The organism is Pseudomonas sp. EL_65y_Pfl1_R83, assembly GCF_963970695.1.
In the GTDB taxonomy this organism is placed as follows: domain Bacteria; phylum Pseudomonadota; class Gammaproteobacteria; order Pseudomonadales; family Pseudomonadaceae; genus Aquipseudomonas; species Aquipseudomonas tritici.
The window spans coordinates 15,538-41,080 of the sequence record NZ_CAXAQI010000003.1 but is presented as its reverse complement, the minus strand read 5'-3'; the positions used below and the strand labels follow the sequence as shown (position 1 = coordinate 41,080).

29 protein-coding genes and 1 tRNA gene are annotated in these 25,543 nt (G+C 57.4%); 19 read left to right on the top strand and 11 right to left on the bottom strand.

The window, feature by feature from the left end; genetic code table 11:
- Window positions 1–53 precede the first annotated feature (53 nt).
- The 18 genes from AACY08_RS04560 to AACY08_RS04475 all read left to right on the top strand — a co-directional run bounded on the left by AACY08_RS04560 (window position 54) and on the right by AACY08_RS04475 (window position 14,540).
- Entirely contained in the window at window positions 54–1,778 is a 1,725-nt protein-coding gene (locus tag AACY08_RS04560) for a tetratricopeptide repeat protein (protein WP_339468351.1), read from the top strand.
- A 4-nt stretch (window positions 1,779–1,782) separates the two neighbouring features.
- The gene (gene lolB, locus AACY08_RS04555) at window positions 1,783–2,400 is read left to right on the top strand and encodes a lipoprotein insertase outer membrane protein LolB (protein WP_049710107.1); all 618 of its coding nucleotides are present in this window, start codon (window positions 1,783–1,785) and stop codon (window positions 2,398–2,400) included.
- Window positions 2,401–2,449: 49 nt separating this feature from the next.
- On the top strand, window positions 2,450–3,253 hold the full coding sequence (gene ispE / locus AACY08_RS04550) for a 4-(cytidine 5'-diphospho)-2-C-methyl-D-erythritol kinase (RefSeq protein ID WP_370467897.1): 804 nt from the start codon (window positions 2,450–2,452) through the stop codon (window positions 3,251–3,253).
- Window positions 3,254–3,290: 37 nt separating this feature from the next.
- Window positions 3,291–3,365, top strand: a tRNA-Gln gene (locus tag AACY08_RS04545).
- Window positions 3,366–3,411: 46 nt separating this feature from the next.
- Window positions 3,412–4,353 (top strand): ribose-phosphate pyrophosphokinase, encoded by a 942-nt coding sequence (locus AACY08_RS04540; protein WP_003208392.1) that lies wholly within the window; start codon window positions 3,412–3,414, stop codon window positions 4,351–4,353.
- Between the two features lie 138 nt (window positions 4,354–4,491).
- On the top strand, window positions 4,492–5,100 hold the full coding sequence (locus tag AACY08_RS04535) for a 50S ribosomal protein L25/general stress protein Ctc (RefSeq protein WP_339468347.1): 609 nt from the start codon (window positions 4,492–4,494) through the stop codon (window positions 5,098–5,100).
- Between the two features lie 169 nt (window positions 5,101–5,269).
- Window positions 5,270–5,854, top strand: coding sequence for an aminoacyl-tRNA hydrolase (gene pth / locus AACY08_RS04530; protein WP_017529915.1), 585 nt, complete (start codon window positions 5,270–5,272; stop codon window positions 5,852–5,854).
- Window positions 5,855–5,875: 21 nt separating this feature from the next.
- On the top strand, window positions 5,876–6,976 hold the full coding sequence (gene ychF / locus AACY08_RS04525) for a redox-regulated ATPase YchF (protein ID WP_339468346.1): 1,101 nt from the start codon (window positions 5,876–5,878) through the stop codon (window positions 6,974–6,976).
- Window positions 6,977–7,381: 405 nt separating this feature from the next.
- Complete coding sequence (locus AACY08_RS04520; protein ID WP_339468345.1) at window positions 7,382–8,308, top strand: sigma 54-interacting transcriptional regulator; 927 nt, start codon at window positions 7,382–7,384, stop codon at window positions 8,306–8,308.
- Between the two features lie 181 nt (window positions 8,309–8,489).
- Window positions 8,490–8,693 carry a hypothetical protein gene (locus AACY08_RS04515; RefSeq protein ID WP_339468344.1) on the top strand — a complete coding sequence of 68 codons (204 nt, stop codon included), beginning with the start codon at window positions 8,490–8,492 and terminating at the stop codon, window positions 8,691–8,693.
- A 112-nt stretch (window positions 8,694–8,805) separates the two neighbouring features.
- Window positions 8,806–9,168: a hypothetical protein gene (locus AACY08_RS04510; protein WP_339468343.1), complete on the top strand. Its 363-nt coding sequence runs from the start codon at window positions 8,806–8,808 to the stop codon at window positions 9,166–9,168.
- A 6-nt stretch (window positions 9,169–9,174) separates the two neighbouring features.
- On the top strand, window positions 9,175–9,996 hold the full coding sequence (sctJ, locus tag AACY08_RS04505; RefSeq protein WP_339468342.1) for a type III secretion system inner membrane ring lipoprotein SctJ: 822 nt from the start codon (window positions 9,175–9,177) through the stop codon (window positions 9,994–9,996).
- Window positions 9,989–10,543: a type III secretion protein gene (locus tag AACY08_RS04500; RefSeq protein WP_339468341.1), complete on the top strand. Its 555-nt coding sequence runs from the start codon at window positions 9,989–9,991 to the stop codon at window positions 10,541–10,543. The genes sctJ and AACY08_RS04500 overlap by 8 nt, the downstream gene beginning before the upstream one ends.
- A gap of 2 nt (window positions 10,544–10,545) precedes the next feature.
- The gene (gene sctL / locus AACY08_RS04495) at window positions 10,546–11,133 is read left to right on the top strand and encodes a type III secretion system stator protein SctL (RefSeq protein WP_339468339.1); all 588 of its coding nucleotides are present in this window, start codon (window positions 10,546–10,548) and stop codon (window positions 11,131–11,133) included.
- 94 nt (window positions 11,134–11,227) lie between these two features.
- Entirely contained in the window at window positions 11,228–11,446 is a 219-nt protein-coding gene (locus tag AACY08_RS04490) for a hypothetical protein (protein WP_339468338.1), read from the top strand.
- Between the two features lie 408 nt (window positions 11,447–11,854).
- Window positions 11,855–13,990 (top strand): type III secretion system outer membrane ring subunit SctC, encoded by a 2,136-nt coding sequence (sctC, locus tag AACY08_RS04485; RefSeq protein WP_339468336.1) that lies wholly within the window; start codon window positions 11,855–11,857, stop codon window positions 13,988–13,990.
- Entirely contained in the window at window positions 13,987–14,190 is a 204-nt protein-coding gene (gene hrpT, locus AACY08_RS04480; RefSeq protein WP_339468335.1) for an HrpT family type III secretion system protein, read from the top strand. Before sctC ends, hrpT begins: the two co-directional genes overlap by 4 nt.
- 11 nt (window positions 14,191–14,201) lie before the next feature.
- Complete coding sequence (locus tag AACY08_RS04475; RefSeq protein WP_339468333.1) at window positions 14,202–14,540, top strand: transcriptional regulator; 339 nt, start codon at window positions 14,202–14,204, stop codon at window positions 14,538–14,540.
- On the opposite strand, the gene sctU is transcribed toward AACY08_RS04475, so the two are convergent.
- Genes sctU through sctW form a run of 11 tightly spaced genes read right to left on the bottom strand, consistent with a single transcriptional unit; the run spans window position 14,541 to window position 24,678 of the window.
- The gene (gene sctU / locus AACY08_RS04470) at window positions 14,541–15,638 is read right to left on the bottom strand and encodes a type III secretion system export apparatus subunit SctU (protein WP_339468331.1); all 1,098 of its coding nucleotides are present in this window, start codon (window positions 15,636–15,638) and stop codon (window positions 14,541–14,543) included.
- Entirely contained in the window at window positions 15,635–16,423 is a 789-nt protein-coding gene (gene sctT / locus AACY08_RS04465; protein WP_314560936.1) for a type III secretion system export apparatus subunit SctT, read from the bottom strand. The genes sctU and sctT overlap by 4 nt, the downstream gene beginning before the upstream one ends.
- Window positions 16,424–16,433: 10 nt before the next feature.
- The gene (gene sctS / locus AACY08_RS04460; protein WP_314560937.1) at window positions 16,434–16,697 is read right to left on the bottom strand and encodes a type III secretion system export apparatus subunit SctS; all 264 of its coding nucleotides are present in this window, start codon (window positions 16,695–16,697) and stop codon (window positions 16,434–16,436) included.
- Window positions 16,698–16,704: 7 nt separating this feature from the next.
- Window positions 16,705–17,358, bottom strand: a complete 654-nt coding sequence (gene sctR, locus AACY08_RS04455) for a type III secretion system export apparatus subunit SctR (protein WP_339419623.1) — start codon at window positions 17,356–17,358, stop codon at window positions 16,705–16,707.
- Window positions 17,355–18,368: a FliM/FliN family flagellar motor switch protein gene (locus AACY08_RS04450; RefSeq protein ID WP_339468327.1), complete on the bottom strand. Its 1,014-nt coding sequence runs from the start codon at window positions 18,366–18,368 to the stop codon at window positions 17,355–17,357. Before AACY08_RS04450 ends, sctR begins: the two co-directional genes overlap by 4 nt.
- Window positions 18,365–18,823 (bottom strand): type III secretion system HrpP C-terminal domain-containing protein, encoded by a 459-nt coding sequence (locus tag AACY08_RS04445; RefSeq protein WP_339468325.1) that lies wholly within the window; start codon window positions 18,821–18,823, stop codon window positions 18,365–18,367. The genes AACY08_RS04450 and AACY08_RS04445 overlap by 4 nt, the downstream gene beginning before the upstream one ends.
- Window positions 18,820–19,248: a type III secretion system stalk subunit SctO gene (sctO, locus tag AACY08_RS04440; protein ID WP_339468323.1), complete on the bottom strand. Its 429-nt coding sequence runs from the start codon at window positions 19,246–19,248 to the stop codon at window positions 18,820–18,822. Before sctO ends, AACY08_RS04445 begins: the two co-directional genes overlap by 4 nt.
- Complete coding sequence (locus tag AACY08_RS04435; RefSeq protein WP_339468322.1) at window positions 19,235–20,593, bottom strand: FliI/YscN family ATPase; 1,359 nt, start codon at window positions 20,591–20,593, stop codon at window positions 19,235–19,237. Before AACY08_RS04435 ends, sctO begins: the two co-directional genes overlap by 14 nt.
- The gene (locus AACY08_RS04430) at window positions 20,590–21,489 is read right to left on the bottom strand and encodes an FHA domain-containing protein (protein ID WP_339468668.1); all 900 of its coding nucleotides are present in this window, start codon (window positions 21,487–21,489) and stop codon (window positions 20,590–20,592) included. The genes AACY08_RS04435 and AACY08_RS04430 overlap by 4 nt, the downstream gene beginning before the upstream one ends.
- A 34-nt stretch (window positions 21,490–21,523) precedes the next feature.
- The gene (gene sctV / locus AACY08_RS04425) at window positions 21,524–23,617 is read right to left on the bottom strand and encodes a type III secretion system export apparatus subunit SctV (RefSeq protein WP_339468320.1); all 2,094 of its coding nucleotides are present in this window, start codon (window positions 23,615–23,617) and stop codon (window positions 21,524–21,526) included.
- Window positions 23,614–24,678, bottom strand: coding sequence for a type III secretion system gatekeeper subunit SctW (gene sctW, locus AACY08_RS04420; protein WP_339468319.1), 1,065 nt, complete (start codon window positions 24,676–24,678; stop codon window positions 23,614–23,616). Before sctW ends, sctV begins: the two co-directional genes overlap by 4 nt.
- Before the next feature lie 262 nt (window positions 24,679–24,940).
- Between sctW and AACY08_RS04415 the strand changes: the two genes are divergently transcribed.
- Window positions 24,941–25,492 carry an RNA polymerase sigma factor gene (locus tag AACY08_RS04415; protein WP_339468667.1) on the top strand — a complete coding sequence of 184 codons (552 nt, stop codon included), beginning with the start codon at window positions 24,941–24,943 and terminating at the stop codon, window positions 25,490–25,492.
- The last annotated feature ends 51 nt before the right edge of the window (window positions 25,493–25,543 follow it).

Here is a 25,543-nt window from a genome sequence, read left to right as displayed (position 1 = left end):
CCGAAGGCTTGTGTCATGATGATCCGACCGCAGGTTAGTCGTCCTCTTCCTATATGAATACATCTTCCGCGTTGCTCCTTGCTTTTGTCTTCCTCAGCGGCTGCCAGGCCATGGCACCCGTGTCGCCGGACGGTACACCGCCCGTAGAAGACAGCACCCCCGCCCCTGAAAAGCCCAAGGTTTATTCATCGTTCAGTGAAGAAACGGTGTTCAGCCTGCTGAGCGCGGAGCTGGCCGGCCAGCGCAATCGCTTCGATATTGCGCTGGACAACTACGTGACCCAGGCCATCAACACACAGGATCCGGGGATTTCCGAGCGGGCGTTTCGCATCGCCGAGTACCTGGGCGCCGACCAGGCTGCGCTGGACACGTCGCTGATCTGGGCGAAAAACGCACCGGACGACCTGGAAGCACAGCGCGCGGCGGCGATCCAACTGGCGCGCGCCGAGCGCTATGACGACTCCATGGTCTACATGGAGAAAGTCCTGCAGGGCAAAGGCGACACCCATTTCGACTTCCTCGCGCTGTCAGCTGCCGACACCGACCAGGACACGCGCAATGGCCTGATGAAGAGTTTCGACCGCCTGCTGCAAAAACATCCGAAAAACAGCCAGCTGATTTTCGGCAAGGCCTTGCTGCTGCAGCAGGGTGACGAAGCCGACGCAGCGCTCAAACTGCTGGAACAGAATCCGCCGGAAGAAGGCGAGGTTGCACCGATCCTGTTACGCGCACGTCTGTTGCAGAACCTCAATCGCGGCAAGGAAGCGATTCCGCTGCTGGAAAAAAGTATCAAGAAGTACCCGGACGACAAGCGTCTGCGCCTGACTTACGCACGCATGCTGGTAGAGCAGGACCGCATGGAGGACGCCAAAGTGCAGTTCGCCAATCTGGTCCAGCAATACCCGGACGACGACGAATTGCGTTATTCCCTGGCGCTGGTATGCCTGGAAGCCAAGGCGTGGGACGAGGCCAAGGGTTACCTGGAAGAGCTGATCCAGCGCGAAAGCCATGTGGACTCGGCGCGCCTGAACCTCGGCCGCATCGCCGAAGAACGCAATGATCCGCAGGCCGCCCTGCTCGAATATGCCCAGGTCGGCCCCGGCAATGACTACCTGCCAGCCCAATTGCGCCAGGCCGATATCCTGATGAGCAACGGTCGCACCGATGAGGCGGAAAAACGCCTGACCGCCGCGCGCGATGCCGAGCCGGACTACGCCATCCAGCTTTACCTGATCCAGGCCGAGACTTTGTCGGCCAACAATCAGGGTGAGCGCGCCTGGAAATTGCTGCAACAAGCCTTGTTGCAATTCCCTGACGATTTGAACCTGTTGTACACCCGCGCCATGCAGGCGGAAAAACGCAATGACTTGGGGCAGATGGAAAAAGACCTGCGCCTGATCATCAAGCGCGACCCGGACAATGCGATGGCCCTCAATGCCTTGGGTTACACCTTGTCCGACCGTACTACCCGTTACGACGAAGCCAAGGCACTGATCGAACAAGCCCACAAGCTCAACCCTGAAGACCCGGCCGTACTCGACAGCCTGGGCTGGGTGAATTACCGCCTGGGCAACCTGGACGAAGCCGAACGCTTGCTGCGCCTGGCGCTGGAACGCTTCCCCGACCAGGAAGTCGCCGCTCACCTGGGCGAAGTGTTGTGGGCCAATGGCAAACAGCGCGAAGCACGACAAATCTGGGAAAAATTCCTCAAGGAACAACCCGAAAGCACCATCCTGCGCAGCACCATCAAGCGCCTGACCGGTTCCGAGACCCTTTAAGCTTATGTTCTTGCGCCACATCGTAGTGTTCAGTTTTATCGCCCTGCTCGCCGGTTGCGCGGGTTTCGGCGCCCGTGAATCCGTTGAGGGCCAGGGCAACCCGGCGCAATGGAAACAGCACAAAGACCAGCTCAGCAGCATCGATGGCTGGCAGATCGAAGGCAAAGTAGGGGTTCGCGCCCCCAAAGATTCCGGCAGCGGCACGCTGTTCTGGCTGCAACGCCAGGATTACTATGACATTCGTCTTTCCGGCCCGCTGGGCCGGGGTGCCGCACGCCTGACCGGCCGTCCGGGGCAAGTCAGCCTCGAAGTGGCCAACCAGGGGCGCTATGAGGCGACCTCGCCGGAAGTACTGCTTGAAGAACAGATTGGCTGGAAGCTGCCAGTGTCCCATCTGGTCTGGTGGGTACGCGGCCTGCCAGCGCCTGACAGCAAAAGCCGTCTGAGCCTGAATGGCGACAGCCGCCTGGCTACCCTGGAACAGGATGGCTGGCAAGTCGAATACCTAAGCTACGTAGAACAAAGCGGTTACTGGTTGCCCGAGCGCATCAAACTGCACGGTACCGACCTTGACGTCACGCTGGTGATCAAGGACTGGCAACCGCGCAAGCTGGGGCAATAACGTGACAGTACAAACGCTGACCCTGCCCTCCCCGGCCAAACTCAATTTGATGCTGCATATTCTGGGTCGCCGCGAAGACGGTTATCACGAGTTGCAGACGCTGTTTCAATTTCTCGACTACGGCGATGAACTGACTTTCGCCGTCCGCGACGACGGCGTGATTCAGTTGCACACCGAGTTCGAAGGCGTTCCTCACGACAGCAACCTGATTGTGAAGGCCGCCAAAAAAATTAAGGAACAATCCGGCTGCCCGCTCGGCATCGATATCTGGATCGATAAAATCCTGCCCATGGGCGGTGGTATCGGTGGCGGCAGCTCGAATGCCGCGACCACACTGCTGGGACTGAATCATTTGTGGCAACTGGGTTGGGACCACGATCGCCTGGCTGCGCTGGGTTTGGCGCTGGGCGCTGACGTCCCGGTTTTCGTGCGTGGGCACGCGGCTTTCGCCGAGGGTGTGGGGGAGAAACTCAGCCCGGAATACCCCGAAGAACCGTGGTACGTTGTGCTTGTTCCGCAAGTATCTGTAAGTACAGCAGAAATTTTTTCAGATCCACTGTTGACACGTAACTCTCCTCCCATTAAAGTGCGCCCCGTTCCCAAGGGAAACAGTCGAAATGACTGCTTACCGGTTGTAGCAAGGCGTTATCCAGAGGTACGTAACGCTTTGAATTTGTTAGGTAAATTTACCGAAGCAAAATTAACCGGAACTGGAAGTTGTGTGTTTGGGGGCTTCCCAAGCAAAGCTGAAGCTGATAAAGTCTCGGCCCTTCTTACAGAGACCCTTACAGGGTTTGTAGCAAAAGGAAGCAACGTTTCGATGTTGCATCGTAAGCTGCAAAGTCTGCTCTAAAAGGAATCGAGTGTTAGGCACTCGTTGCAACAGATACAGGGGCGTCGCCAAGCGGTAAGGCAGCAGGTTTTGATCCTGCCATGCGTTGGTTCGAATCCAGCCGCCCCTGCCATTTTCCTATACTCATCCAGGTTACCCTCAGCCTCTAGGTACTGCGCGTGTCCAAGATGATGGTCTTTACGGGGAACGCCAACCCCGATCTGGCTCGACGTGTCGTACGTCAGCTGCATATCCCTCTCGGTGACATCTCTGTCGGTAAATTCTCCGACGGCGAAATTACAGCCGAGATCAATGAAAATGTCCGCGGTAAAGACGTCTTCATTATTCAGCCGACCTGCGCTCCGACCAACGATAACCTGATGGAACTCGTCGTGATGGCTGATGCCTTCCGCCGCTCCTCAGCGACTCGAATCACAGCTGTAATCCCTTACTTTGGTTATGCCCGTCAGGATCGCCGTCCGCGTTCCGCACGTGTGGCTATCAGCGCGAAAGTCGTTGCTGACATGCTGACCGTGGTAGGTATCGACCGTGTTCTCACGGTTGACCTGCACGCTGACCAAATCCAGGGGTTCTTCGATATTCCGGTAGATAACATCTACGGCTCCCCAGTCTTGGTGGATGACATTGAAGACCAGCGCTTTGAAAACCTGATGATCGTGTCCCCGGACATTGGTGGCGTCGTGCGTGCACGGGCCGTTGCCAAATCCCTGGGCGTTGATCTCGGGATCATCGACAAACGCCGTGAGAAAGCCAATCACTCTGAAGTGATGCATATCATCGGTGATGTCGAAGGGCGTACCTGTATTCTGGTTGATGACATGGTCGACACCGCCGGCACCCTGTGCCACGCGGCCAAAGCCTTGAAAGAGCACGGTGCAGCTAAAGTCTTCGCCTACTGCACACACCCTGTGCTGTCGGGTCGAGCGATCGAGAACATCGAGAATTCCATGCTGGACGAACTGGTGGTGACTAACACCATCCCGTTGTCCGCTGCTGCTCAAGCCTGTTCGCGTATCCGTCAACTGGATATCGCACCGGTAGTTGCCGAAGCGGTTCGCCGTATCAGCAACGAAGAATCGATCAGCGCGATGTTCCGTTAAGGGTCAAACCTTCGGTACACCTCACTGACGAAAAGCGCCCCGCCCCAGCATTTTGTTGGGGCGGGGCTTTTTTGCCCATATCGCCTTTAGCGCTGGTCGCAAACGCTGGGGCGAATGTGGTTATTTTGGAGATACAACATGAACGATTTTACTCTGAATGCTGAAGTGCGTTCCGACCTGGGGAAAGGTGCGAGCCGCCGCCTGCGTCGTCTCGCAAGCCTGGTTCCAGCTGTAGTTTACGGTGGCGAAAAAGCCCCTGAATCCATCAGCATGCTGGCTAAAGAAATTGCCAAACTGCTCGAAAACGATGCGGCCTACAGCCACATCATCGAGCTGAACGTCGGTGGCAAAAAGCAGAACGTCATCATCAAGGCTCTGCAACGCCACCCAGCCAAAGGCCACGTGCTGCACGCTGACTTCATCCGCGTTGTAGCCGGTCAAAAGCTGAACGCTATCGTACCTGTGCACTTCGTCGGTGAAGAAGCACCGATCAAGAAAGGTGGCGTTGTTTCCCACACTGCCACTGAGCTGGAAGTAAGCTGCCTGCCGAAAGATCTGCCTGAGTTCATCGAAGTCGACCTGTCGGCTGCTGAAATCGGCACCATCATTCACTTGTCCGACCTCAAAGCCCCTAAAGGCGTTGAATTCGTCGCTCTGGCTCACGATGACGACAAGGCTGTTGCCAACGTCCACGCTCCACGTGTTGTCGTAGAAGCTGACGAAGCTGAAGAACCCGCTGCAGAGTAATTTCTCTCTGTAACGTCGGAGCTTGAGGAAACATCGCGGACCGAAACGTAGCGAGAAAGCGGGCGATAACGCGAAGTTTATCTCTGGATAAGTTAGCTTCTGTCGTCCACTTTCGCCGCAACCAGGTTGCGGCGATGTTATTCACAACTCCAAAGGAAGGGCTCCTGTCGTGACTGCCATTAAACTGATCGTTGGCCTGGGAAATCCAGGCGCCGAATACGAACAGACCCGGCATAACGCGGGGGCCCTTTTTGTTGAGCGCATCGCCCACGCACAAGGTGTAAACCTTGCGGCCGATCGCAAATATTTTGGCCTGACCGGGCGCTTCTCGCATCAGGGTCAGGATGTTCGTCTGCTGATTCCCACCACCTACATGAACCGCAGCGGCCAATCTGTCGCGGCGCTTGCGGGCTTCTTCCGGATCAAACCCGAGGAAATCCTGGTGGCCCATGACGAACTGGACCTGCCACCCGGCGTTGCCAAGCTCAAGCTCGGCGGCGGGCATGGCGGGCACAATGGCCTGCGCGACATCATTGCGCAGCTGGGTAATCAGAATAATTTTTACCGTCTGCGGCTCGGCATTGGCCACCCAGGCGTTGCCAGTATGGTTTCAAATTTCGTCCTGGGTCGTGCGCCACGCGCCGAACAGGAAAAACTCGATGCCAGCATCGATTTTGCCCTCGGCGTGCTGCCGGATATCTTCGCCGGTGAATGGAACCGCGCGATGAAAAACCTGCACAGCCAGAAGGCCTGACTCTTACCGAGGGGAAACACCATGGGATTCAATTGCGGCATCGTCGGCCTGCCCAACGTCGGCAAATCCACCCTGTTCAACGCCTTGACCAAGTCCGGTATTGCAGCGGAGAACTTCCCCTTCTGCACCATCGAACCCAACAGCGGTATCGTGGCTATGCCGGACCCGCGCCTTGCGGCATTGGCGGCCATCGTCAATCCCAAGCGCATCCTGCCGACCACCATGGAATTCGTCGACATCGCCGGCCTGGTAGCCGGTGCGTCGAAAGGTGAAGGCCTGGGTAACAAGTTCCTGGCCAACATCCGCGAGACCGATGCCATCGCCCACGTGGTCCGCTGCTTTGAAGACGAGAACGTGATTCACGTCTCCAACAGCGTTGACCCGAAGCGTGACATCGAGATCATCGACCTGGAACTGATCTTCGCCGACCTCGACAGCTGCGAAAAGCAACTGCAGAAGGTTGCGCGTAACGCCAAGGGCGGTGACAAGGATGCAGTGGTCCAGAAAGGCCTGCTGGAGCAGCTGATTGCCCATTTTACCGAAGGCAAGCCTGCGCGCAGCCTGATGAAGAACATGAGCTCCGACGAAAAAGCGGTGATCAAGGGCTTCCATCTGCTGACGACCAAGCCTGTGATGTACATCGCCAACGTTGCTGAAGACGGCTTCGAGAACAACCCGCTGCTCGACGTGGTCAAGGCTATCGCCGACGAAGAAGGCGCGATCGTGGTTCCGGTGTGCAACAAGATCGAAGCGGAAATCGCCGAGCTGGATGACGGCGAAGAGAAAGACATGTTCCTCGAGGCCCTGGGCCTGGAAGAGCCTGGCCTGAACCGAGTGATCCGCGCTGGCTACGAAATGCTGCACCTACAGACTTACTTCACCGCCGGTGTCGAAGAAGTCCGCGCCTGGACCGTCAAAGTCGGCGCCACCGCGCCACAGGCTGCCGGCGTGATCCACACCGACTTCGAGAAGGGCTTCATCCGCGCCGAAGTGATCGCCTACAACGACTTCATCCAGTACAAGGGCGAAGCCGGTACCAAGGAAGCCGGTAAGTGGCGCTTGGAAGGTAAGGAATACATCGTTAAAGATGGCGATGTGATGCACTTCCGCTTTAACGTATAAGTACCACCCGCGATTTACACCGCCCACAAAAAAACCGATGCAGTTGCATCGGTTTTTTTGTGGGCGCTCTCTCGTCAAATTTAAAATCTTTTCTGTTCACGGACGCACCTATGAACAGGACACTGCCTGAAAATTTTAAATAAAAAAGTTCGGCATACTCCTTACCTTTTACCGAAAAAACCCGCGCCCACCAAAGCTATTCCTTATTATTTTAAGACTTCTCTTACACCCCTCTTGTATAAACAAGCCAATAAAACCTTGATAAGTTTTAACACCTACTGCTTAAGCCTTAAGCATGACTTTATGCATTGACGGAATCGTGACATCAGAAAAAATTCCTGTTTAACTGAGTGCATACGGAGATAGGCCCCACATAACTCAGCCACTACATTGGAGCAAAGCGCCATGTCGACGCTCAGTCAGAATAGACTTATAACAAATATATCTTTTTCTGATTGCCCGAGTATCGAAACCACGGTAAATAGCACAGCGGCTCTCGATGTAGATATTCTGCTACTGGGAGAAACAGGTACTGGTAAAGATACCTTGGCGCACCATATACACCACCTCTCCCGCCGCAAAGGAAACTTCGTCGCGGTCAACTGTGCTGCCATTCCGGAAAGCCTTGCCGAAAGCCAGCTATTCGGCGTAAACAGTGGCGCCTACACGGGCGCCATGCAATCTCGGGCTGGCTTCATTGAAGCGGCCCATCTGGGCACCTTATACCTAGATGAAATCGACAGCATGCCGTTGACGCTGCAAGCAAAGCTTTTACGCGTATTGGAATCCCGTGGGGTGGAACGTTTAGGCTCTACCCGATTCATCCCAGTAGACATGCGCGTGATTGCATCTGCCCAGCACGCCCTGCACGACATGGTCGAGCAAGGTACCTTCCGTCGCGACCTATACTTTCGCTTGAATGTCGTAGGTATCCACCTCCCAACGTTGCGGGATCAGCCAGGGCGGATCATACCTATGTTCCTTGAGATGATTGAGCAAGAGGCTGATCACTTCAAATGCCAGCCCCCTCCCTCTCCCAGTAACCAGCTGTTACAGCAGTTGCTGTGCCACTCCTGGAGAGGCAATGTCCGCGAGCTACGCTCCACGGCGAAGCGCTTCGTACTCGGCCTGCCACCGCTCTCTACAACAGTGATGATCCGCCAGGAACTAGACATGAGCCTGAAGACACGCTTGCATCAGATGGAGAAGTCGCTGATTGAGGAGTCGCTTCGTCAAAACAGCCACTGTGTCGACAGTGTGGCGAATGAGCTGGGTGTTGCCAAAAGAACGCTCTACCACCGAATGAAGCATCTAGGCGTATCACTGAACTGAGAATGCCCTGAACGTGCGCCGAGCAAAAAGGTAGCACATCTTTTGAAACATACCTTCCAGTGCTGCTGGGAACGCATACATCTCTTGAACCACATAAATAGTGGAACAGCATTGCGGTGATAACCCCGTCTTAAAGTATCGCTGAATCCAGTAAACCTAACGTTATACAAGGAGAAACAACATGGCTATTCCTAGCAGCTCATCCTTTTCACCTTATTCGGGCGGTTTCGGCAATAACAGCAGCATGTCTGCTCAAGATGCCGACGCAGGCCTTGAAGCCACAGAAGCAAAAAAACGGGCGGATGGCGTAAAAAACGCATTCAAAGCGGCAGAAAACGCTAATACCAGCGGTATCAAATCAGCCGTTGACGCCCTGCGTTTGTAATTACACGACAGCGTCTTGGCCTTTCCGACATCCCCTGCGGAGAGGCCATCTAAGTGAACATTGTTATTCCCACTAAACACTGCAAATCCATACCACTCAGCGGCGGGGCTCCATGATGATAAACGTTATAAATCCTGCTGAAATCAGACTGTCTGGTGTCTCCAGAACAGACGACGTGCGCGCCTCAAGTACAGATGTAAACTTTTTCAACTCGGCCTTGACTCCCTCTTCATTCCCGAACATGGCGGTTAGTCATTTCAATCCACAAACCCCGTTTGCCGACGCCGCCGGCAAGCTAACTTCTGTCACTGATCGCATGACCAAGAGTCTGCGCGCACTCAGCGGCACAAACAAATTCGACGAGGCTAGAAAATATCCAAGTCAGCTTTCCGACGCCTTGCTACTGACGCACATGTTGACGAAGAGCGTCGGCAAGACGGCCCAATGCATCGATAAAATCAGCAACCTCCAGTAGGTTAAAATGAATCGCCCGCTATTTATCGCATTCATCCTGTTTTTCTCGTTCCTATTGAATGCCTGCAGTGAACGTGTCGAGCTTCATCGCCAACTCACTGAACAGGAGGCCAATGAAGTCGTAGCAGAACTGGCAGACAAACATATCCGCGCCACGAAAGTCCCCGCAAAAGATGGCGTCATCGTGGTTGTCAATGCATCCGACATGGCGCGTGCCGTACGAACACTGGAGGCCGTCGGGCTCCCTCGAGCAGCACGCGCTACGCTGGGCGACACCTTTCGTAAAGAAGGCGTGATTTCAACGCCGCTGGAAGAAAGAGCCCGCTACATCTACGCGTTATCCCAAGAGCTGGAAACAACTTTATCGAACATTGACGGCGTTGTCGTGGCCCGCGTACATGTGGTATTGCCGGAGCGCATTGCTCCGGGGGAGCCAGTACAACCCGCCTCCGCGTCCGTGTTCATTAAACATGATCCGCGGCTTGACCCGGACAAAATCAGGGCGCGTGTTCGCAGGATGGTTGCAAGTAGCATTCCGGGGATGGCCGCAGCCGTCGACAACCCGCAAAAACTGACAGTCGTCTTCGTGCCCGCGACAGCTTATCTGGACCAACAACGGCTGGCCTACTTGGGGCCGTTTCTGGTTCCTGGAGATGACATCTTTTTTTGGCAAACCCTAGTGACGGTCACGCTGCTTACCTTAGTGCTTTTGATATCGGCAGGCGTGTTCTGGCATAAGCGAACGCAACAAGTCCTGAACGACTCTGTATTACCGGCTCAAACACATGGGCCATCCCATGACCTGCCGGCTCATTCAAACAATGAGTAATCTTTTATGGGCCCAATGGTGGGCAGCCCCCTGGTTACATGCGCATGAAGACTGGAAAACGGTAAAAAAATACGCCGCGCTTGTGGAGCTTCATCGCAGTGGGCAGGTAGTCACGGGTACACATTACGGCGTTGCCCCCTGCCTACCGCCAGTACCTGACCCCACGGTACTTCAATTGGCAGTTGCTTCAATGAAACAACTGGACCTGGGCCTCGCCCTGATCGACGGCATCTGCCGTCCTACCTACGCAACGGCACTGGATGAGCACCATCACCAGTGGTGTAACAGTCTGTCCAAAGCGTTGCCCGTTGATATCCTGCAACCCGATAACGATCCGTTGCAATTACTACGCGTCTGGATCAGCCCTGCTACCTGGCAACGAATCAGGCTGCGCTTTCCTCGCCGACGCGTCCTTGACCTGGAAGAAAAAACACTGACGCTCAACGGCTCTCATAGCCGTCTCGATACCCTCTGGCATGCGGTGATATGGCGGATGGGCGCGAACGGCAACAGTGGCGCTTTTGATTCATGGGAACAGGGAGATTAATGATGTTATGCCGACGCAAAATCGACTCGCTTGGCGCAACACCTCCCGTCCCGGGAAGCCTGGTCTCGTGCGAAGCACTCGCACGTTACACCCTGGCCGGTGACGTGGTGGAACAGGCAAAGGCAGCGGCTAGGCAATTACTTCGAGAGGCACACGAACAACGTGAAGACTTGCTCGAAAAAGCCGGCCTGGAAATATGGCAGCGTGTGAATACCCAACTTCAACGTTGGGAAGTCGAGCGTCAGGCGTTATGTGACAGCCTCGAACGACACGCTACGTCGATTGCCAACCAGACTATCTATTTGCTCCTTGAAGAAACGCCCGCCCCACACCGCATTGCCGCCCTTATCAAGCAACTGGTGGCATGCCACGTTCCCGCAATCAAAGCAACACTGGTGTGCAACCCACATGAACTTGAGACTGTAAGGCGATGCCTGGACAGCGGCGGTAATAATCACTGGACGCTGCGCGCAGAAAATTCGATCGAACCGCAAGTGCTCCTATTGAATACCGAAGAGGGCGACTTCCGCATTGACTGGATCTCCATGGTCAACACCCTCATGAAAAATGATGACAGCCCTTTGAAATAAGGCGAATGAATACATTTCATGAAATAAAACCGGAGCCCCATGGAACCAATTTGAAATATTTACCAAAAAGGGATGTACGCCTAGAGGAAATCCCATGAATTATTTCGACGGTTTTAAAAGCAGACTCTTAAGTGATGCACGCCACGTTAAACGAGACCTCACTTACGCACTAGAAAACAACTCCGGTTCTGCGGAAGACATGGAATTTTTTTTCGACCTCATCACTCAACACCGCAAATCTGAATATGTACTGAATGAGCAGACCCGCGTGCAGTTCATGCTACTCAAATCCGGCCTGGACAGCGCGCAGTAAATTGGAAGCGTTACTTGCCGAGTATTTGAGTCGTGGCACTGGGGAATTCAGATTATTCGAGAATGATGACGAAGTTGTCCTGAGTCTCTGTTCGACCACTCTGTTGCTCAGTGTCCAATTGACCCAATCCCCCCCAAATAAATCAACGCTGATGACCTGGATGCGACTCGGAGCGATCAGCCTGGCACATTTTCAGGGTGCTCTCGCTCAGTCTCCAGTGAGTGGTGACCTCTGGCTGATTCATTGCGTGCACGACAGACACGACGCACAGCATCTGCAGCGCTGTATCGAGTCCCTGCTCAACCAACGCGATACCTGGCGCGCCACTGTCGCGCGCCTGAACAAGCCGGTCCATCCGTTCAAACCTACGTCGCTACGCTCGTTACAGCACTAGATAGGGAAGCTTTTATGTATAACAAGATCCTCAAGCGCAGCAGCTTGCGCCTCAACCCGCCTGAAATTCCTTGCAAACGGCCTGACTGGCGATGCCTGGTCGCATTTGCCTGCTTGCTGGCCCCGGTGCACAACAGCCTTGCCGCCATCCCCGCCGAATGGAAAAACACCGCCTACGCCTATGAAGCTGAACACAAACCCTTACGGGAAGTGCTCGAAGACTTCGCCCAGACCTTCGGCACGCAACTGCAAATCGAGGGCCTGCTGGAAGGCGACGTCAACGGCAAGATCCGCGCGAACACCCCGCAATCGATGCTGGACAGGCTGGGCGTCGAGCACCGTTTTCAGTGGTATCTCTACAACAACACCCTCTTCATCAGTACGCTGGACCAGCAGGAGTCCGCGCGCCTGGAAGTCTCCTCGGAAACGATTGCTGACCTTAAGCAGGCGCTGACCGATATCGGATTGCTCGACAGCCGTTTCGGGTGGGGCGAGTTGCCGGAAGACGGCGTGGTACTTGTCTCCGGCCCCAAGCGCTATATCGATCAGATCAAGCAGTTCAGCAGTCAGCGCCGCTCGCCGGATGAGAAGCAGAGCGTGCTGAGTTACCCGCTGAAGTTTGCCAGTGCGGCGGACCGTCATGTGGATTATCGCGGAGAAAAGCTCACCGTACCTGGCGTCGCCACTATTCTGCGGGGGCTGCTGGAACCACGTTCTGCCTCTGCGCTCACTGGACTGAGCCAGCGCCCGACGTCCCAGCCTGCCCCGCTCACCCCCAACGTTCCTCGGCTGGGCAACCCACTGCTAGGCCAAATGCTCGGTGCAAATGGCAATAGCGGGCAGTTCGACGCAGCCCCCGCATTGACCCCGCGCGCTCCGGTCTCAAACAGCCGGATACGCGTCGAAGCCGATCTGCGCAACAACGCGGTGCTGATCTACGACTTGCCGGAACGCCAGGCCATGTACCGTGAGTTGATCACGCAACTTGACGTCGCGCGCAAGCTGATCGAAATCGATGCGATCATTCTGGATATCGAGCGCACGCAATTGCGCGAATTCGGGGTGAACTGGGGTTTCCAGAACAGTCGTTTCCGGGGTGGCGCGAACATGGCACCCGGCACCTCGTCGCAGTTATCGATCGAGAACCGTGATCGTTTCTACGCAGATATCCGCGCGCTGGAAGCCAAAGGGCTAGCAACCATGGTCTCAAACCCCTCGGTGCTCACCCTGGAAAACCAACCCGCGGTGATTGACTTCAACCGCACCCAATACCTGACCCCCGGCAGCGAATACGCAACTATCTTACCGGTCACCGTGGGCACCAGCTTTCAGGTCGTGCCCAGGGTCACCACCAGCTGCGGCGTTCACCAGATCCATTTGGCAGTGGATATTGAGGATGGCAATTTCGACGAGACCAACCCCGACCCCAATCACTTGGATGTGCGCCGGGGCAAGGTCAGCACACAAGCTGTGATGGAAGAAAAACGCTCGCTGGTGGTCGGCGGTTTCCACGTCACTGAGAGTTCTGACAGGCAAAAAAAGATACCCTTGCTGGGGGATATTCCACTGTTGGGCAAGGCGCTGTTTTCATCGACTGAACGCCAGAATAATCGGCGTGAGCGCTTATTTATCCTCACACCACGCGTCATCGGCGACCAGGACGACCCGTCACGCTACTTGCCGCAAGCCGATCAGGCCGAGTTACAAGCCGCTCTCACACCACTGGCCAGGCGCTATTCCCCCCATGAGCCGGTGATCAAGCGCAGTGACATCATCAGCACCCTGGCACGCCTCGTCAGCGGGGAAGTGCCCCAGGCGTTCAACCCGGCACCGATGCCTCTGGGGCTGAACACCTTGTGCAGCACACGAGACTTGTTGGCATTGAATACCGAACGTAGCCAGTGGTACGCCGGACCGGAATACAACGTGGCGGTCGTGGTGTTGCGCAACCAGTTCAAGCGCAATGTGCGTATCGATGAAAAGGAATGCAGCAACTCGCAGACCCTCGCGGTCACCGTGTGGCCACGCGCCTGGCTCAAGCCAGGTGAAGAAGCCGAGGTATTTATCGCCATGCGCCCTGTGTTGAAGGATGAACATATCAGTGTGCCCCGTCCGTCCTTGATCACTTCCGATAAAAAGGCTACGCCATGAAACTCAGACTTTTGTGCATGACCCTGATCGGCGCAGCGGTGCTCATCACCGGCTGTACGCCCACCTGCAAAGGTGATTCGTGCTCACGCCCGCAATCGACCAAGGGCAAGATGGTGATCTGGTGGCCGCCGCAGATGCGCGTCGAACCTGGCCCCGCCGGTGAGCGGGCGGATTACCAGACTGTGTCGCTGGAACGATGAGGACCCAGGAAATGCCCGACGATAAACGCCAGGTATTTCTGGACAACCTAGTGAGCGGCGCTGCTGCTCACTTGTCCCTCGCGCCCGGTATCAAGGTGTGCGCACTGCCCGCCGGAAATCGCCCAGGGCTGGCCCTGCAAGTCGCTCGCGAAACGTTGCAGGCCGGGCAATTGCAGCGAGCGTTGGAGCGACGTTTTGAACAGGCGGTGGCGTTCGATGGCTGTTTTATCTACCTCGACGCCAAAGGCCATTTGGTGATCTGGCATGCATTGCCGGCAACGAACAGCACCCTCGACAGGGTCCTCAGCCGGATGCTGTCGCTGGCCAATCTGCAAGCCTTGGACAGATGATTAACGCTGCTCGAGTTCCGGCAGTTCCAGAGTTTCGCGCTTGGCTTCATCATCGAGCTCGCGCAAGGTGCGGTAAATCAGCGCCACAGCCTGCAAGGTTTCGCGGGGTATGCTGGCTCCCAGTTTTTTCGTGTAAAGCGTGCGTGCCAGCCATACGCACTGGATCACCGGCACATCGGCCGCCTTGGCGCGCCGGATCAATTTGCGCGCTTCGTCATCTGTGCCCTTGCTGACCAGCAGGGGCAGCGCCGTTTTACCGGGCCGGTAGTAAAGGGCCACGGCAAAGTGAGTCGGGTTGACCACCAGCATATCGGCCTCTTCCAGCTTGGGCAGCTTGACCTTGGGTTCTTCCTGGGCCATCTGATGCGCCAGTGCACGTCGCTGCCCCTTTACGTGAGGGTCACCTTCCATGTCCTTGTACTCTTTGACGACCTCCACTTGGGTCATGCGCATGCGTTTGGCAAAGAAGTGCTTGACCATCACCAGGTCGATAAGCGCCAGCACCAGCAGCATGCCGAGGCAGGCATGCAGCAGATGACGAAACAGCGCAATCAACGCCAGGATGTAACTTTGCAGATCGCTGGTGGCCAGGTTGATCAGCGTGCCCAATGAGGGCCAGATCACCCCATACACAATCAAAGCGATAAGGAATGCTTTCGCAACGCTCATCAATAGGTTCATCAATTGCTGGGCAGAGAACATTTGCTTGATTTGGCTGATCGGGTTGAGGCGGTTGAAATCCAGCTTCAGGGTCTGCGGAGCAAACAGCAACCCGAACTGCATCCAACTGCTGATCAGCTTGGCGGCAATCGCAACCCCGACCATCAACAGGGCGAATGAGAAAAACACCACCAAACCCTCGGACAGCACTTCTTCCAGTGCTCGCGCAAAGGGCTGCGTCAGGCGTGACATCGGCAAGAGCATCAATTGCTGGAAGCGTTGCAGGCTGGTCTCGGCGGTGAACAACGCAATCTCGCTGATGGCGGTCAGCACCAGTAACTTTGCGACATCCTGGCTTTGGGCGACCTGGCCTTTCTTGCGTTGGTCACGCAGCTTTTTGGCTGAGGCCGGGTGTTTTTTTTCGCCTGAATCACTCATGGGGTGGCGACCTTTATCAAGAGACCGAGTGAGTGTTTCAAGTCGCCCAGCAGGCTCATGCGCCCGACGATCAGGTCCTGCAGCAGTGCAAAGTACAGCAACAAAATACCGATACCCGCCAGGCATTTGACCGGTGGCGCAAGCGTGCTCACTTGTAACTGTTGGCTGTAGACCCCCAGCAGCGCGATACCAAACTCCAGCAACAGCAGTACCGCAATAAAAGGCGCCGCGTAGAGCATCATGTGTGTAAAGGTATCGCCCAGCAGATCGACAAACAGGCTCATTCCATTCGCCGCCGGCAGCGGGAACCACACCGTGGGAGGCCAGATCAGGTAGCTGTCCCAGATCACCTGGGTCAACGCGCCCAACCCCAGGGTGGTCATCAGCAGAAAAATGGCCAATTGCTTGAACAAATGCCCCATCGGGGTGGCATCCGGCCCCAACGAAGGGTTGAGCTGGCCACCGGCCAAGGCACCGCGCTGGTTATCCAGCAACGCTCCCACTGCCTCGAACATCCAGAACGGCATCGACAGCAGCACCCCCAGCAACAATCCCAGGGCAATCTCCTTGAGCACCAGCCCAGCGAGTATGAGCGCCGAGTAGTCGTGCCCCTCCAGCGCCGCGTGAATACCCGGCGCAGGCAGGAGCGCCAGGACCATTACAATAGTGCCGCGGAGCCTGCCGCGAATATGCTGAAAACAGAACGCTGCCACCAGAATGGCGCAGGGATAAATACGCGCCATGCCGATGAGCAAGCTGGGCAGATACTCCAGGTACAGCAGCACAGGCGCTACCTCAGTTCAGGGCCGAGCGGCCGATCATGTCGAAGGTCAGATTGATCAGTTGGATCAACTCCACGCCGATCCAGCGCCCGGTCATGATCAAGGTGATACCCACCGCCACTAATTTGATACCGAAGGGCAGCGTCTGGTCCTGTATCTGCATCAGGGCCTGCACCAGCGATGTCAACACACCCACCACCACCGCCACAATCAACGGCGGTGCCGTCAGTACTACCACCAGCAGCATGCCCTGCTTGAACAACACAATCGGTTCCATAAGCCCCTCAGAGATAGGAAAGGAACAGACTGTCGAGCAGACGCGACCAACCGGACACCATCACGAACAACAGCAGTTTGAGCGGCAGGGAAATAGTCATCGGCGAAACCATTTGCATACCCAGCGCCAGCAGCAGGTTGGAGACAATAAGATCGATGACGATAAAGGGGATGTAGATCAAAAAACCGATCTCGAACCCCGCCTGCAGTTGCGACAGGACAAACGCCGGGATCAACAGGATCAGGTCCTCGCGTTGTACCTCTTGGGCCATTTTCGCCGGCCAAAGGCGTGCGGTATTTTCCAGCAGATGAGTCAGCACATCCGGGTCCACGTTGCGCAGCATGAAGGCACTCAACGGTTGGATGGCCTCACGCCCTGTCTGCAGAAACAATTGCACGTTGGACGTGTCCAGGGGGGAAACCTTGAGGCGCTCGGCGATCGCGTAGCCCACTGGCGCCATGATGAACAGGGTGGCCGCCAACGCTATGCCATTGATGGCCATGCTCGGCGGCACTTGCTGCACACCGATGGCATTGCGGGTGATCATCAACACAATGACAATCTTCAAGAACGATGTGCAGATGATCAACAGCATCGGCATCAACGACAACGCAGCAACGAATATCGCCAGGATGAGGGGGTCTACCCCCTGAAATGTCATCGACCGAACATCACGCGGGACAACTGCAAGCCCAGGCGGCCGTCAATTTCCACCAACTGCCCCTGACCTATAGGCCGGTCCCCGTAATAGAGGCCAGCCATGCCCGGCGCGTAACCGGCAATACCCAAAACCGCGCCGGGCGAGAGGTTGCGTAACTCACCCAGGGTAAGGTTCAGCGTGCCGCAGCGTACGTTCAGCGCCATGCTCAGCTCATCGAACGGTTCGTGGCCGAATACATCCATCACGGGTGCATCCTCCTCTTCCCCTGAGTAGTGGGGGGCTATGAAATCCTCGTCCACAGACGTGTCCTCAATTGAAGTTAGGGTCAAGCGCAACGGTCCACTGTCATCGTCGATACAACCGCGCAGTCGCTGGGTACCAACCTGTAAATAGCCACTGCCCTGGGCTAGAAAAAAGATCTGTTCAAGCACCAGCACATCACCGGGCCTCAGGCTGCGTGCCTGCGCGATCGGTAACTGCAGACGTCCAACGGTCACCGCAATGGCCAATCGAAACGAGGCGGGCATCGGCACCGCCGTAGCACGCCATGGCCCGGCATCGCACAACGCCAGGAAGCTCAAGGCGCTCAGCCACACATACCCCTCGACCCGAGTCTTCCCCAGGGTCACACTGAGTCGGCAGCCAAACGCTGTGGGTCGATCGATCTCCAGCAATCGCACAAAGCCGAACAGCGCTCTCACCTGAGGACTCAGGTGATGCTGGAACACCGCCCAGAACCACGAATCCGGATCATTACCGGACGGGGCCAGCGTCACCGGGCATTCACCCAGCAGGCTAAGCAACGGTCCTGCCTCGGCGAGCGCAAGCACACCACACACGGTTTCAAAGCACACAGCCTCGCCACCCGCGGGCGCACGTCCAGGCTCAAGCCGCAACTGGCCGCCCTGCCCCGCCACCTCAAACGCCAGGAACAGCCCACGTCCCAGTCGACGCCGGGCGGCAACCGTATCGCCGTTGACCAAAGGGAGTGTCAGCAACGGCACTATCATGCGAAGCCGACATTGGCCATTAACACGCTGGCTGGCCGCCCCAGCGTTTGCGTAAACCGGCCCTCAACCTGTTGCCGCACGCTGCTGAGCCAGCGCGCAGTAGCCTCTTCCTCCGCTTCCAGGTCGATACTCCAGGCACCCTGCTCGCGGCGCACACTGGCGTTGATCCGCCCCAGGCGAGGCAGGTACAACACTGCCTGAAGCGGCCACTGCGAAGCGGCCTGCAGACGAGGTGCCAGTTGTTCGGCAAGCGCCTCGATCATGGCTGCACCCTCCACGCCCTTCGTTCCCGACAGAGAAGTTCCCGCACCCGAGCCGTCACCGTCATAGGCCCAAAACTGGGCGAATAACCGCGTCAACTCCGCAGGCACTACGCCTGCAATTCCCGACTCTCGCTCCTCGTGTGTTTCGCGCAGGCGCGGGCGTTCTGCGGGTTTATCTGAAACCTGGGTCATATCGGCTCCTGCGCCAGTAAAAGGGATAACTCCTGAAGTTTTTCCACCTGCCGCAGGCATTCCGTGACCTGTTTCTGGGCACTGCCAACACGGGTCTGCTTTTCTTCCCGCTGGCTCCGCAAGGCCTCCAACTGCCCCATGTCTCGTCGGGTGCTGGCCGACAAGGAACGCTCCTGGGTTCCCCAGGATTTCAGGGCCTGCAGGGTCAGTACCTGCCCCTGGTGCTGGCTGAGTAACTGAGCACTTTGCAGGGCCTCCTCCTGCCGGGTTTGCTCAAGCGCATCCTGGGCCTGCTGGATATGCGCGAACAGTGCCTGCTGGGCTCGCTTCGCCTCACGCAAGGCACGTTCGGCCCGGTCTGCCCGGTGCCGACGCAGGCGCCGCAACGTCTCGACTTCACCGAGCAACACATCAGAAAGGGACATAGGCCGTCAGCTCCTTGAGTTGCGCCAGCGTCGCCACCATCGGTGCAGGCTCACGCAAGTCCTGGCGCAAGAAATTGTCGACCGCCTGGCGACTGTCCACCGCCAGGTCAGTCAAGGCATCGCTGCCAGGTTGGTATTCACCTAGCTTGAGCATCAGCTCGATTTGCTGATAGGCGGACAACAAACGCCGCAACGCCGTACCCGCCTGGATATCCGCAGGCTCGGCGACGTTACTCAAGATCCGCGACAGGCTCGCCAGCACATCCACTGCGGGGTAGTGCCCGCGCTCGGCCAACTTGCGGGACAGCACGATATGACCGTCGAGCAGCGAGCGAACCTCATCAGCCACCGGGTCGTTCATGGAGTCTTGCTCGATCAACACGGTATAGATCGCCGTGATCACCCCCTCACGCGTCAACCCGGCGCGCTCCACCAGCCGCGGCAACAGGCTGTACACCGAAGGCGGCAGGCCGCCACGACCGAGGGGTTCGCCGGCGGCCAGGCCGATTTCGCGCTGGGCCCTGGCGAACCGGGTCAGGGAGTCGATCAGCAGCAACACGCGAAGCCCCTTGCGCCGATACCCTTCAGCCAATGCCGTCGCCGTGAAGGCCGCACGGGCGCGCTCCATGCTGGAGCGATCGGACGTGGCACACACCAGTACCGCTTTGGAACGCAGTTGCTCATCAAGCTCATGATCGAGGAACTCACGCAGCTCCCGACCCCGCTCGCCGATCAGGCCGAACACGATGACATCGCACTCAACGTTACGGGCGATCTCGGCCAACAGGGTGGTCTTGCCGCAGCCCGCCCCCGCGAACAGACCCACGCGCTGACCCTCGCCCAGCGTCAACAGGCCATCGATAGAGCGCACCCCGGTGGCCAGCGCGCGGTTGATCCGCGGGCGCTCGGTGGGCAACGGCGCCTCACACAACACCGCACTCGTGTCCGGCAAGTCGGCCTCGACAAACGCACTGGGGCCTTCTCCCGTGATCGGCCGCCCGAAGCCATCCAGCACCTGGCCCAACAATGCGTCGCTGACCTGGACCCGATGCGCTACACCAAGACGCTCCACGCCAGCGCCCACCCGCACCCCTTCCAGGTTGCCCAAGGCACTGAGCACGGCATCCTGCTGATCAAAACCAATGATCTCGGCCAACATGTAGTCGCCAGGTTTTTTCTCCACCCGACACAAATCACCGATACGCGCCTGAGGCAGCCGGCACTGTAGCAACATGCCATTGACTCGCTGGATGCGACCTCGCATCGTCACAGGCGCAAAAGTGGCCAACGACTGGGCTTGGCGCTGCTGCCAGGCGTCGAGGCGTGCTTGCAGTTCCGCGCTCACCAGCGCACCTCATAACGCTGCACGCCATCGAAGACCACCTTGCTGTTGTCGATCAACACTAGGCGCAGGCCGTCCACCTCATCCCCGACAAAAAGTCGACTGCCCTCCTCCAGGACCACATGACCATTGGGCCCACCTACGATCTGCACGATCTTGAACGGCAACGTCCCATCGCGTACGCGTACACGGCTGATCACCGGCACCACGCTGTCGAACTGCTCGCCAAAGCGGCTGAGCATGCGCGCGACCAGGTCCACTTCATCCTGTGAGACGTCCCCACTGAGCGCGACCTGCCCATTGATCACTTGCAAACCGACTCGCTGGCTCAATTCACGTTCGCGGAGCATCTTCAACAACTGCTGGCGTACCTCAAACGGTGAGGCCAGTTCCTGTTTCTGCACCACAGGTGGCATCAAGGAAGCCAGGGCCTCGGGCTTCCCGGTGGACGCCATGCCCACCAGAACAAAGATGACCGTCACCACCAGCACCAGTGTAATCAGACGCTTCTGCTGCGAATGCGAGATGGCCGATAACTTAAGCGCCCGTGCCGGCTCATTGACCCGTGGCGACGCTGTCGCTACGGGGGCGGGCGCCTGGGGCCAGGGTTCATCGGCCAACGTCACACACAGCCGCACACTGCCGACCAAAAACGTGACGTTGAGCACCAGGCGTGCGATCTGTGCCAACACCTGACCATCGGCATCCTGCAAAAGCCCCGCTTCAGCCTGCACCGACCAGTTCGAGTCGATGAGTCGTAGCCGCGCATGCTGCTCGGCGATGCCCGGGTCGTTCAGCACCAAGTCAGCATCGGCGTGTGCACCGATGCTCCACTGCTCCCCAAACAATGGCAACGCAGCGCCTTGATGCAGCCCATCAAGCACTCGCAGCTCGAACATCATCGAGCCCTCCGTGCTGAACCCAGACCAACCCTCATGCCACCGCATCGCGCATTAATTCATCCTGGCCCAGGTCGAAGCGCCCCAGTACTTTGACCTTGGACGTGCTGCTCAGCTCGGCAAAGGACAGCACCGGCACGTGGTTGAATTCTTCCAGCAACAAGGTACGCAGCGGGCTGCGCAAATCCTGCGCCACCAACATCACGCTCTTGAGTTTTGGACGCACCGAGAAGGCTTGGTTGAGCAGCCCGACCAACGCCGCGCTATGTTCGTCGTCAAGTGCGAAGAACACCCCGGTCTGTGTCTGGCGTAGCGCTTCACGCAGGATGTTTTCGGTCTGCGGCGACAGCAACCAGGCATGCAGACCGTCGGCTTCGCTGTACTGATGGTAGATCTGTGCCTTGAGCGCAATGCGCGCGTAGTCGGCCAGCGCGTCCGGCTCACGTTCATGCTGGCCGTACTCGATCAGTGACTCGACAATCAGTCGTACAGCCCGCAACGGCACACCTTCGCTGGCCAAGCGTTGCAACACCGCTGAAAAACGCGACAGCGGCATGATCCGCTGCAGCTCCTGAACCAATTCCGGCTGGTTGTGCTCCAGCCAACTAAGGATCGACTTGCTCTCCTGAATCCCCAGGAACTGAGGCCCGCTGAGCATCATTGCCTGCTTCATCCGCTCAACGATCAGGCTCGACGCGGTGAAGCGTTCCACCTGTGGATCATCGAGCAGCGGATCATTCGGCGTCAGCCAAACCCAATGCTGTTCATCGCGATCTGCCAAACCCGGTATCGCGTGTGCAGGCTCGACCGTCAGCGCCTTACGCTCAACCGCCACATGATTGACCACCGAGGCCTTGACCATCGGTACCTCATGCACACAAAAGCGCATTTCATCATCGGCGAGCGAATCATCGAGCTCCACCTCGAACGGTGGCAGTGTCAAGCCGATATTGGCGACCAGTGCGTTCCGGGCCTGGCGAATCGAGTGGACAAGATCCGTCACCTCAGGCGTCCCTCGCAGCACCGGAGAGAACTGCAACAGGTACGGCCTTGACGGATCAAACCCACGCAAGTCCTCACGACCGTTTTCTTCGGGACGCACCGCTTCTGCGGCTTCAGCTTCGGGTTGCTCCTGCCGTTGACGCTGGCGCATCAGGTAGTACCCCAAGCTACCGGTTATCGTCGCGATGAGGATAAACACCCCGGTAGGCATGCCGGGTACTGCGGCAAATGCAAGCATCCCCACCGAGGCGATCATCCAACTCTTGGGTTCGCTGGTCATTTGCCGGGCAATTTCGGCGCCCATGTTGCTGGCACCCTTGCGTCCGTCCGGTGCCACACGGGTAATGATCATGCCGGCGGTGAGAGAAATCAGAAGCGCCGGAATCTGCGCAATCAGGCCGTCGCCGATGGTCAGCACCGAATACAGTGCCATTGAATCCGCAGCACTCAAACCATGTTGGAACATGCCCGTGGAGAAGCCACCCAACAGGTTGACCACAACGATAATCAAGCCCGCGATGGCATCACCCTTGACGAACTTCATGGCCCCGTCCATAGCCCCGAACAATTGACTCTCGCGCGACAACTGCTCGCGTTTGTCCCGAGCCTGCATGCCGTCAATCAGGCCGGCACGCAGGTCGCTGTCGATCGACATCTGCTTGCCGGGCATCGCATCCAGGCTGAACCGCGCCGCGACTTCGGCCACCCGCTCCGAGCCCTTGGTGATCACCAGGAAGTTGACCAGTGTCAGGATCAGGAAGATCACCATCCCCACGGCCAGGTTGCCGCCGACCACAAAATTGCCGAAGGCTTCGACGATGTCACCGGCGTCTTGCTCCAGCAGGATCAGGCGCGTGGTCGCGATCGATAGCGCCAGGCGAAACATGGTGGTCAACAGCAGGATCGAGGGGAACGAAGAGAACGCCAGGGGACCCGGCAGGTACAGTGCCAACACGATCAGCAGGCACGAGATGCAGATGTTGAGCGCGATCAGAATGTCCACCAACCAGGTGGGCAACGGCACGATAAAAATGAAGACGATGGCCAGCACCACCACAGCGCCCAGCACTTCGGCGCGCTGCGCAACCTTGAGCAAAAAGCGGTTGATGGCCGAAAGTGCCGTCACGCCATGGCCCCCAGTTCACTTGGAAAACGTGCAGGGCCACGCGCGAGCCGATCCAGTTCCCCCATCACCGCCAGGAAGCCACGAAGGGTTTCTTCACGCACTCGACTGTCGAGCCATAACGCTAATGGCAATTGCTGGACCAAGGGGTAAAGAGCATTGAGCGCCACCAATTGCTGGGCATTCGGACCACCCGCCAGTTCATCGCCGATCCGTAGAATCTCAGCAGAGGTGATACCAGTACCGGCGAAACTCAGCATGCGCTGCAGCAAGCTCACTGCGTCGTGATTGATGCCCAGGCGCTGGAGCAGCGCATGACACCCCGCCAGCACCCCGCTCAATTGCCCACAGCTCTGCAGGCCCAGTAACAAAGTGCGCAACAGCGGTGTCGGCATTGACGACACCTTGGCCGCTATATCGTCCGCCAGCGCTTTGCGCATCACGATGAGCCCGTCGGCAAACCGTTCGCCGCCGTACACGCCGAGCAACGCCTGCATCATCGTCGACAACGATTGGCGCGTGACCACACTGGCGTAGTAGAGCGTACGCAGCGCCTGGCGCTCCTGCGGATCGACACTGGCCGCCTGCAGTGCCACGGCGATGTTCAGGCCGGCCTGAATCTCCCCTTTGAAGCGGGCCTGCAGCTTGGCCATGGCATCACGCGCCAATGCCGCCTCGGACGGGCGCACTTCAGTGTCTGCCTGGGCCGACACATATTTGAGCACGACAAACGCGCGCGCGGGGTCTCCCTCGGAAAGCCTCAGCAATTCTCCAACATCAGCCCGCTGCCGTAACGCGTCCCTGACCAGCAAAGCAATCATTGCCAGGGTCTTCTTGGCCGGATGACCTAGCTGACGATAAAGCTCCGCCATGTGCTCGATCGGAGGCACGCGCACGCTCATCTTCCGCTGGCTCAAGGGCTGGCTATTGTTTTCCACTTCCAGGTTGAACAGGTAGGCGAGCTCATCCACGCCATTGACGGGCGCAGGCGTAGAGGTCTGGATGACAGCAGGTTGATCCAGAGGACGGACCGTTTGCACATCGGGGGAGGATTCGACTTTCATGGACAGACCTGAACAGGAAGAGTGTTTCCCTGTGTGGCAAGGCCTGCTCAAACGGTTCCATCCAGCCGGATCCCGCGACACATTTGAAAAGACTTGCACAGATCTTCAGAGCTCTGCGCAAGGCGCTGCACAAAAACGCGTCATTTCAAAATATTTATCTATATTAATCAATGAGTTAGAAAAGATTTTTTCTTGGCACAGCCAGTGCAAAAGGGGTTCCCGTCGACACACTTTCGACGGCGTCTACCCCAAGGAAACAATCATGAATATCCCTATTGAAGCTTTAGCGCACCTCGTTGGCAGCTCGCCTCAATTCATGCTTCACCTGACAGACGATCAACAAAAAAAACTCCGGCGCTTCATTCACAAGCGCGTCCTCAACCCGGAAGATGCAGACGACCTTCTGCAATTGACGTACCTGGAAGCCTGGCGCAACCGAGAGCGTTTCAGCGGCAATGCCACACTCAGCACCTGGATGTGTGGTATCGCGCAAAACCTTATCCGCAATCACTTCAGGCGCCTGTACGCCAAGCCTGTGCATTGCGAATTTGATGAGTCGCTGTGGCATGGCCAGGAAGACAACCACAACCTGGATTGGGAGTTTGAGGTGAACCGTCGCCTGGAAAAAACCCTGAGCGCCATCGACCACCTGCCGCTGGAAATGCGCAAGACGCTATACGCCTCACTGGAAACCGACGGCAGCTACCAGGACACAGCCGACGCACTGGACATTCCTATCGGCACTGTTCGCTCGCGCCTTTCAAGGGCGCGCGAACAGCTTAAACGCGCCACTCACAACTCGCAGTTTCCCTAAAGCCAGACCACGCGTTGGGCGGCAGGGATATCTGCCCAACGCGATCAGGCT

What these genes read in the sequence shown, in the direction of transcription:
- AACY08_RS04560 (WP_339468351.1), top strand. Translation starts at nt 54, where the DNA reads ATGAATACATCTTCCGCGTTGCTCCTTGCTTTTGTCTTCCTCAGCGGC.
- lolB (WP_049710107.1), top strand. Translation starts at nt 1,783, where the DNA reads ATGTTCTTGCGCCACATCGTAGTGTTCAGTTTTATCGCCCTGCTCGCC.
- ispE (WP_370467897.1), top strand. Translation starts at nt 2,450, where the DNA reads ATGCTGCATATTCTGGGTCGCCGCGAAGACGGTTATCACGAGTTGCAG.
- AACY08_RS04535 (WP_339468347.1), top strand. Translation starts at nt 4,492, where the DNA reads ATGAACGATTTTACTCTGAATGCTGAAGTGCGTTCCGACCTGGGGAAA.
- ychF (WP_339468346.1), top strand. Translation starts at nt 5,876, where the DNA reads ATGGGATTCAATTGCGGCATCGTCGGCCTGCCCAACGTCGGCAAATCC.
- AACY08_RS04520 (WP_339468345.1), top strand. Translation starts at nt 7,382, where the DNA reads ATGTCGACGCTCAGTCAGAATAGACTTATAACAAATATATCTTTTTCT.
- AACY08_RS04515 (WP_339468344.1), top strand. Translation starts at nt 8,490, where the DNA reads ATGGCTATTCCTAGCAGCTCATCCTTTTCACCTTATTCGGGCGGTTTC.
- AACY08_RS04510 (WP_339468343.1), top strand. Translation starts at nt 8,806, where the DNA reads ATGATGATAAACGTTATAAATCCTGCTGAAATCAGACTGTCTGGTGTC.
- sctJ (WP_339468342.1), top strand. Translation starts at nt 9,175, where the DNA reads ATGAATCGCCCGCTATTTATCGCATTCATCCTGTTTTTCTCGTTCCTA.
- AACY08_RS04500 (WP_339468341.1), top strand. Translation starts at nt 9,989, where the DNA reads ATGAGTAATCTTTTATGGGCCCAATGGTGGGCAGCCCCCTGGTTACAT.
- sctL (WP_339468339.1), top strand. Translation starts at nt 10,546, where the DNA reads ATGTTATGCCGACGCAAAATCGACTCGCTTGGCGCAACACCTCCCGTC.
- AACY08_RS04490 (WP_339468338.1), top strand. Translation starts at nt 11,228, where the DNA reads ATGAATTATTTCGACGGTTTTAAAAGCAGACTCTTAAGTGATGCACGC.
- sctC (WP_339468336.1), top strand. Translation starts at nt 11,855, where the DNA reads ATGTATAACAAGATCCTCAAGCGCAGCAGCTTGCGCCTCAACCCGCCT.
- hrpT (WP_339468335.1), top strand. Translation starts at nt 13,987, where the DNA reads ATGAAACTCAGACTTTTGTGCATGACCCTGATCGGCGCAGCGGTGCTC.
- AACY08_RS04475 (WP_339468333.1), top strand. Translation starts at nt 14,202, where the DNA reads ATGCCCGACGATAAACGCCAGGTATTTCTGGACAACCTAGTGAGCGGC.
- sctU (WP_339468331.1), bottom strand. Translation starts at nt 15,638, where the DNA reads ATGAGTGATTCAGGCGAAAAAAAACACCCGGCCTCAGCCAAAAAGCTG.
- sctS (WP_314560937.1), bottom strand. Translation starts at nt 16,697, where the DNA reads ATGGAACCGATTGTGTTGTTCAAGCAGGGCATGCTGCTGGTGGTAGTA.
- sctR (WP_339419623.1), bottom strand. Translation starts at nt 17,358, where the DNA reads ATGACATTTCAGGGGGTAGACCCCCTCATCCTGGCGATATTCGTTGCT.
- AACY08_RS04450 (WP_339468327.1), bottom strand. Translation starts at nt 18,368, where the DNA reads ATGATAGTGCCGTTGCTGACACTCCCTTTGGTCAACGGCGATACGGTT.
- AACY08_RS04445 (WP_339468325.1), bottom strand. Translation starts at nt 18,823, where the DNA reads ATGACCCAGGTTTCAGATAAACCCGCAGAACGCCCGCGCCTGCGCGAA.
- sctO (WP_339468323.1), bottom strand. Translation starts at nt 19,248, where the DNA reads ATGTCCCTTTCTGATGTGTTGCTCGGTGAAGTCGAGACGTTGCGGCGC.
- AACY08_RS04430 (WP_339468668.1), bottom strand. Translation starts at nt 21,489, where the DNA reads ATGTTCGAGCTGCGAGTGCTTGATGGGCTGCATCAAGGCGCTGCGTTG.
- sctW (WP_339468319.1), bottom strand. Translation starts at nt 24,678, where the DNA reads ATGAAAGTCGAATCCTCCCCCGATGTGCAAACGGTCCGTCCTCTGGAT.
- AACY08_RS04415 (WP_339468667.1), top strand. Translation starts at nt 24,941, where the DNA reads ATGAATATCCCTATTGAAGCTTTAGCGCACCTCGTTGGCAGCTCGCCT.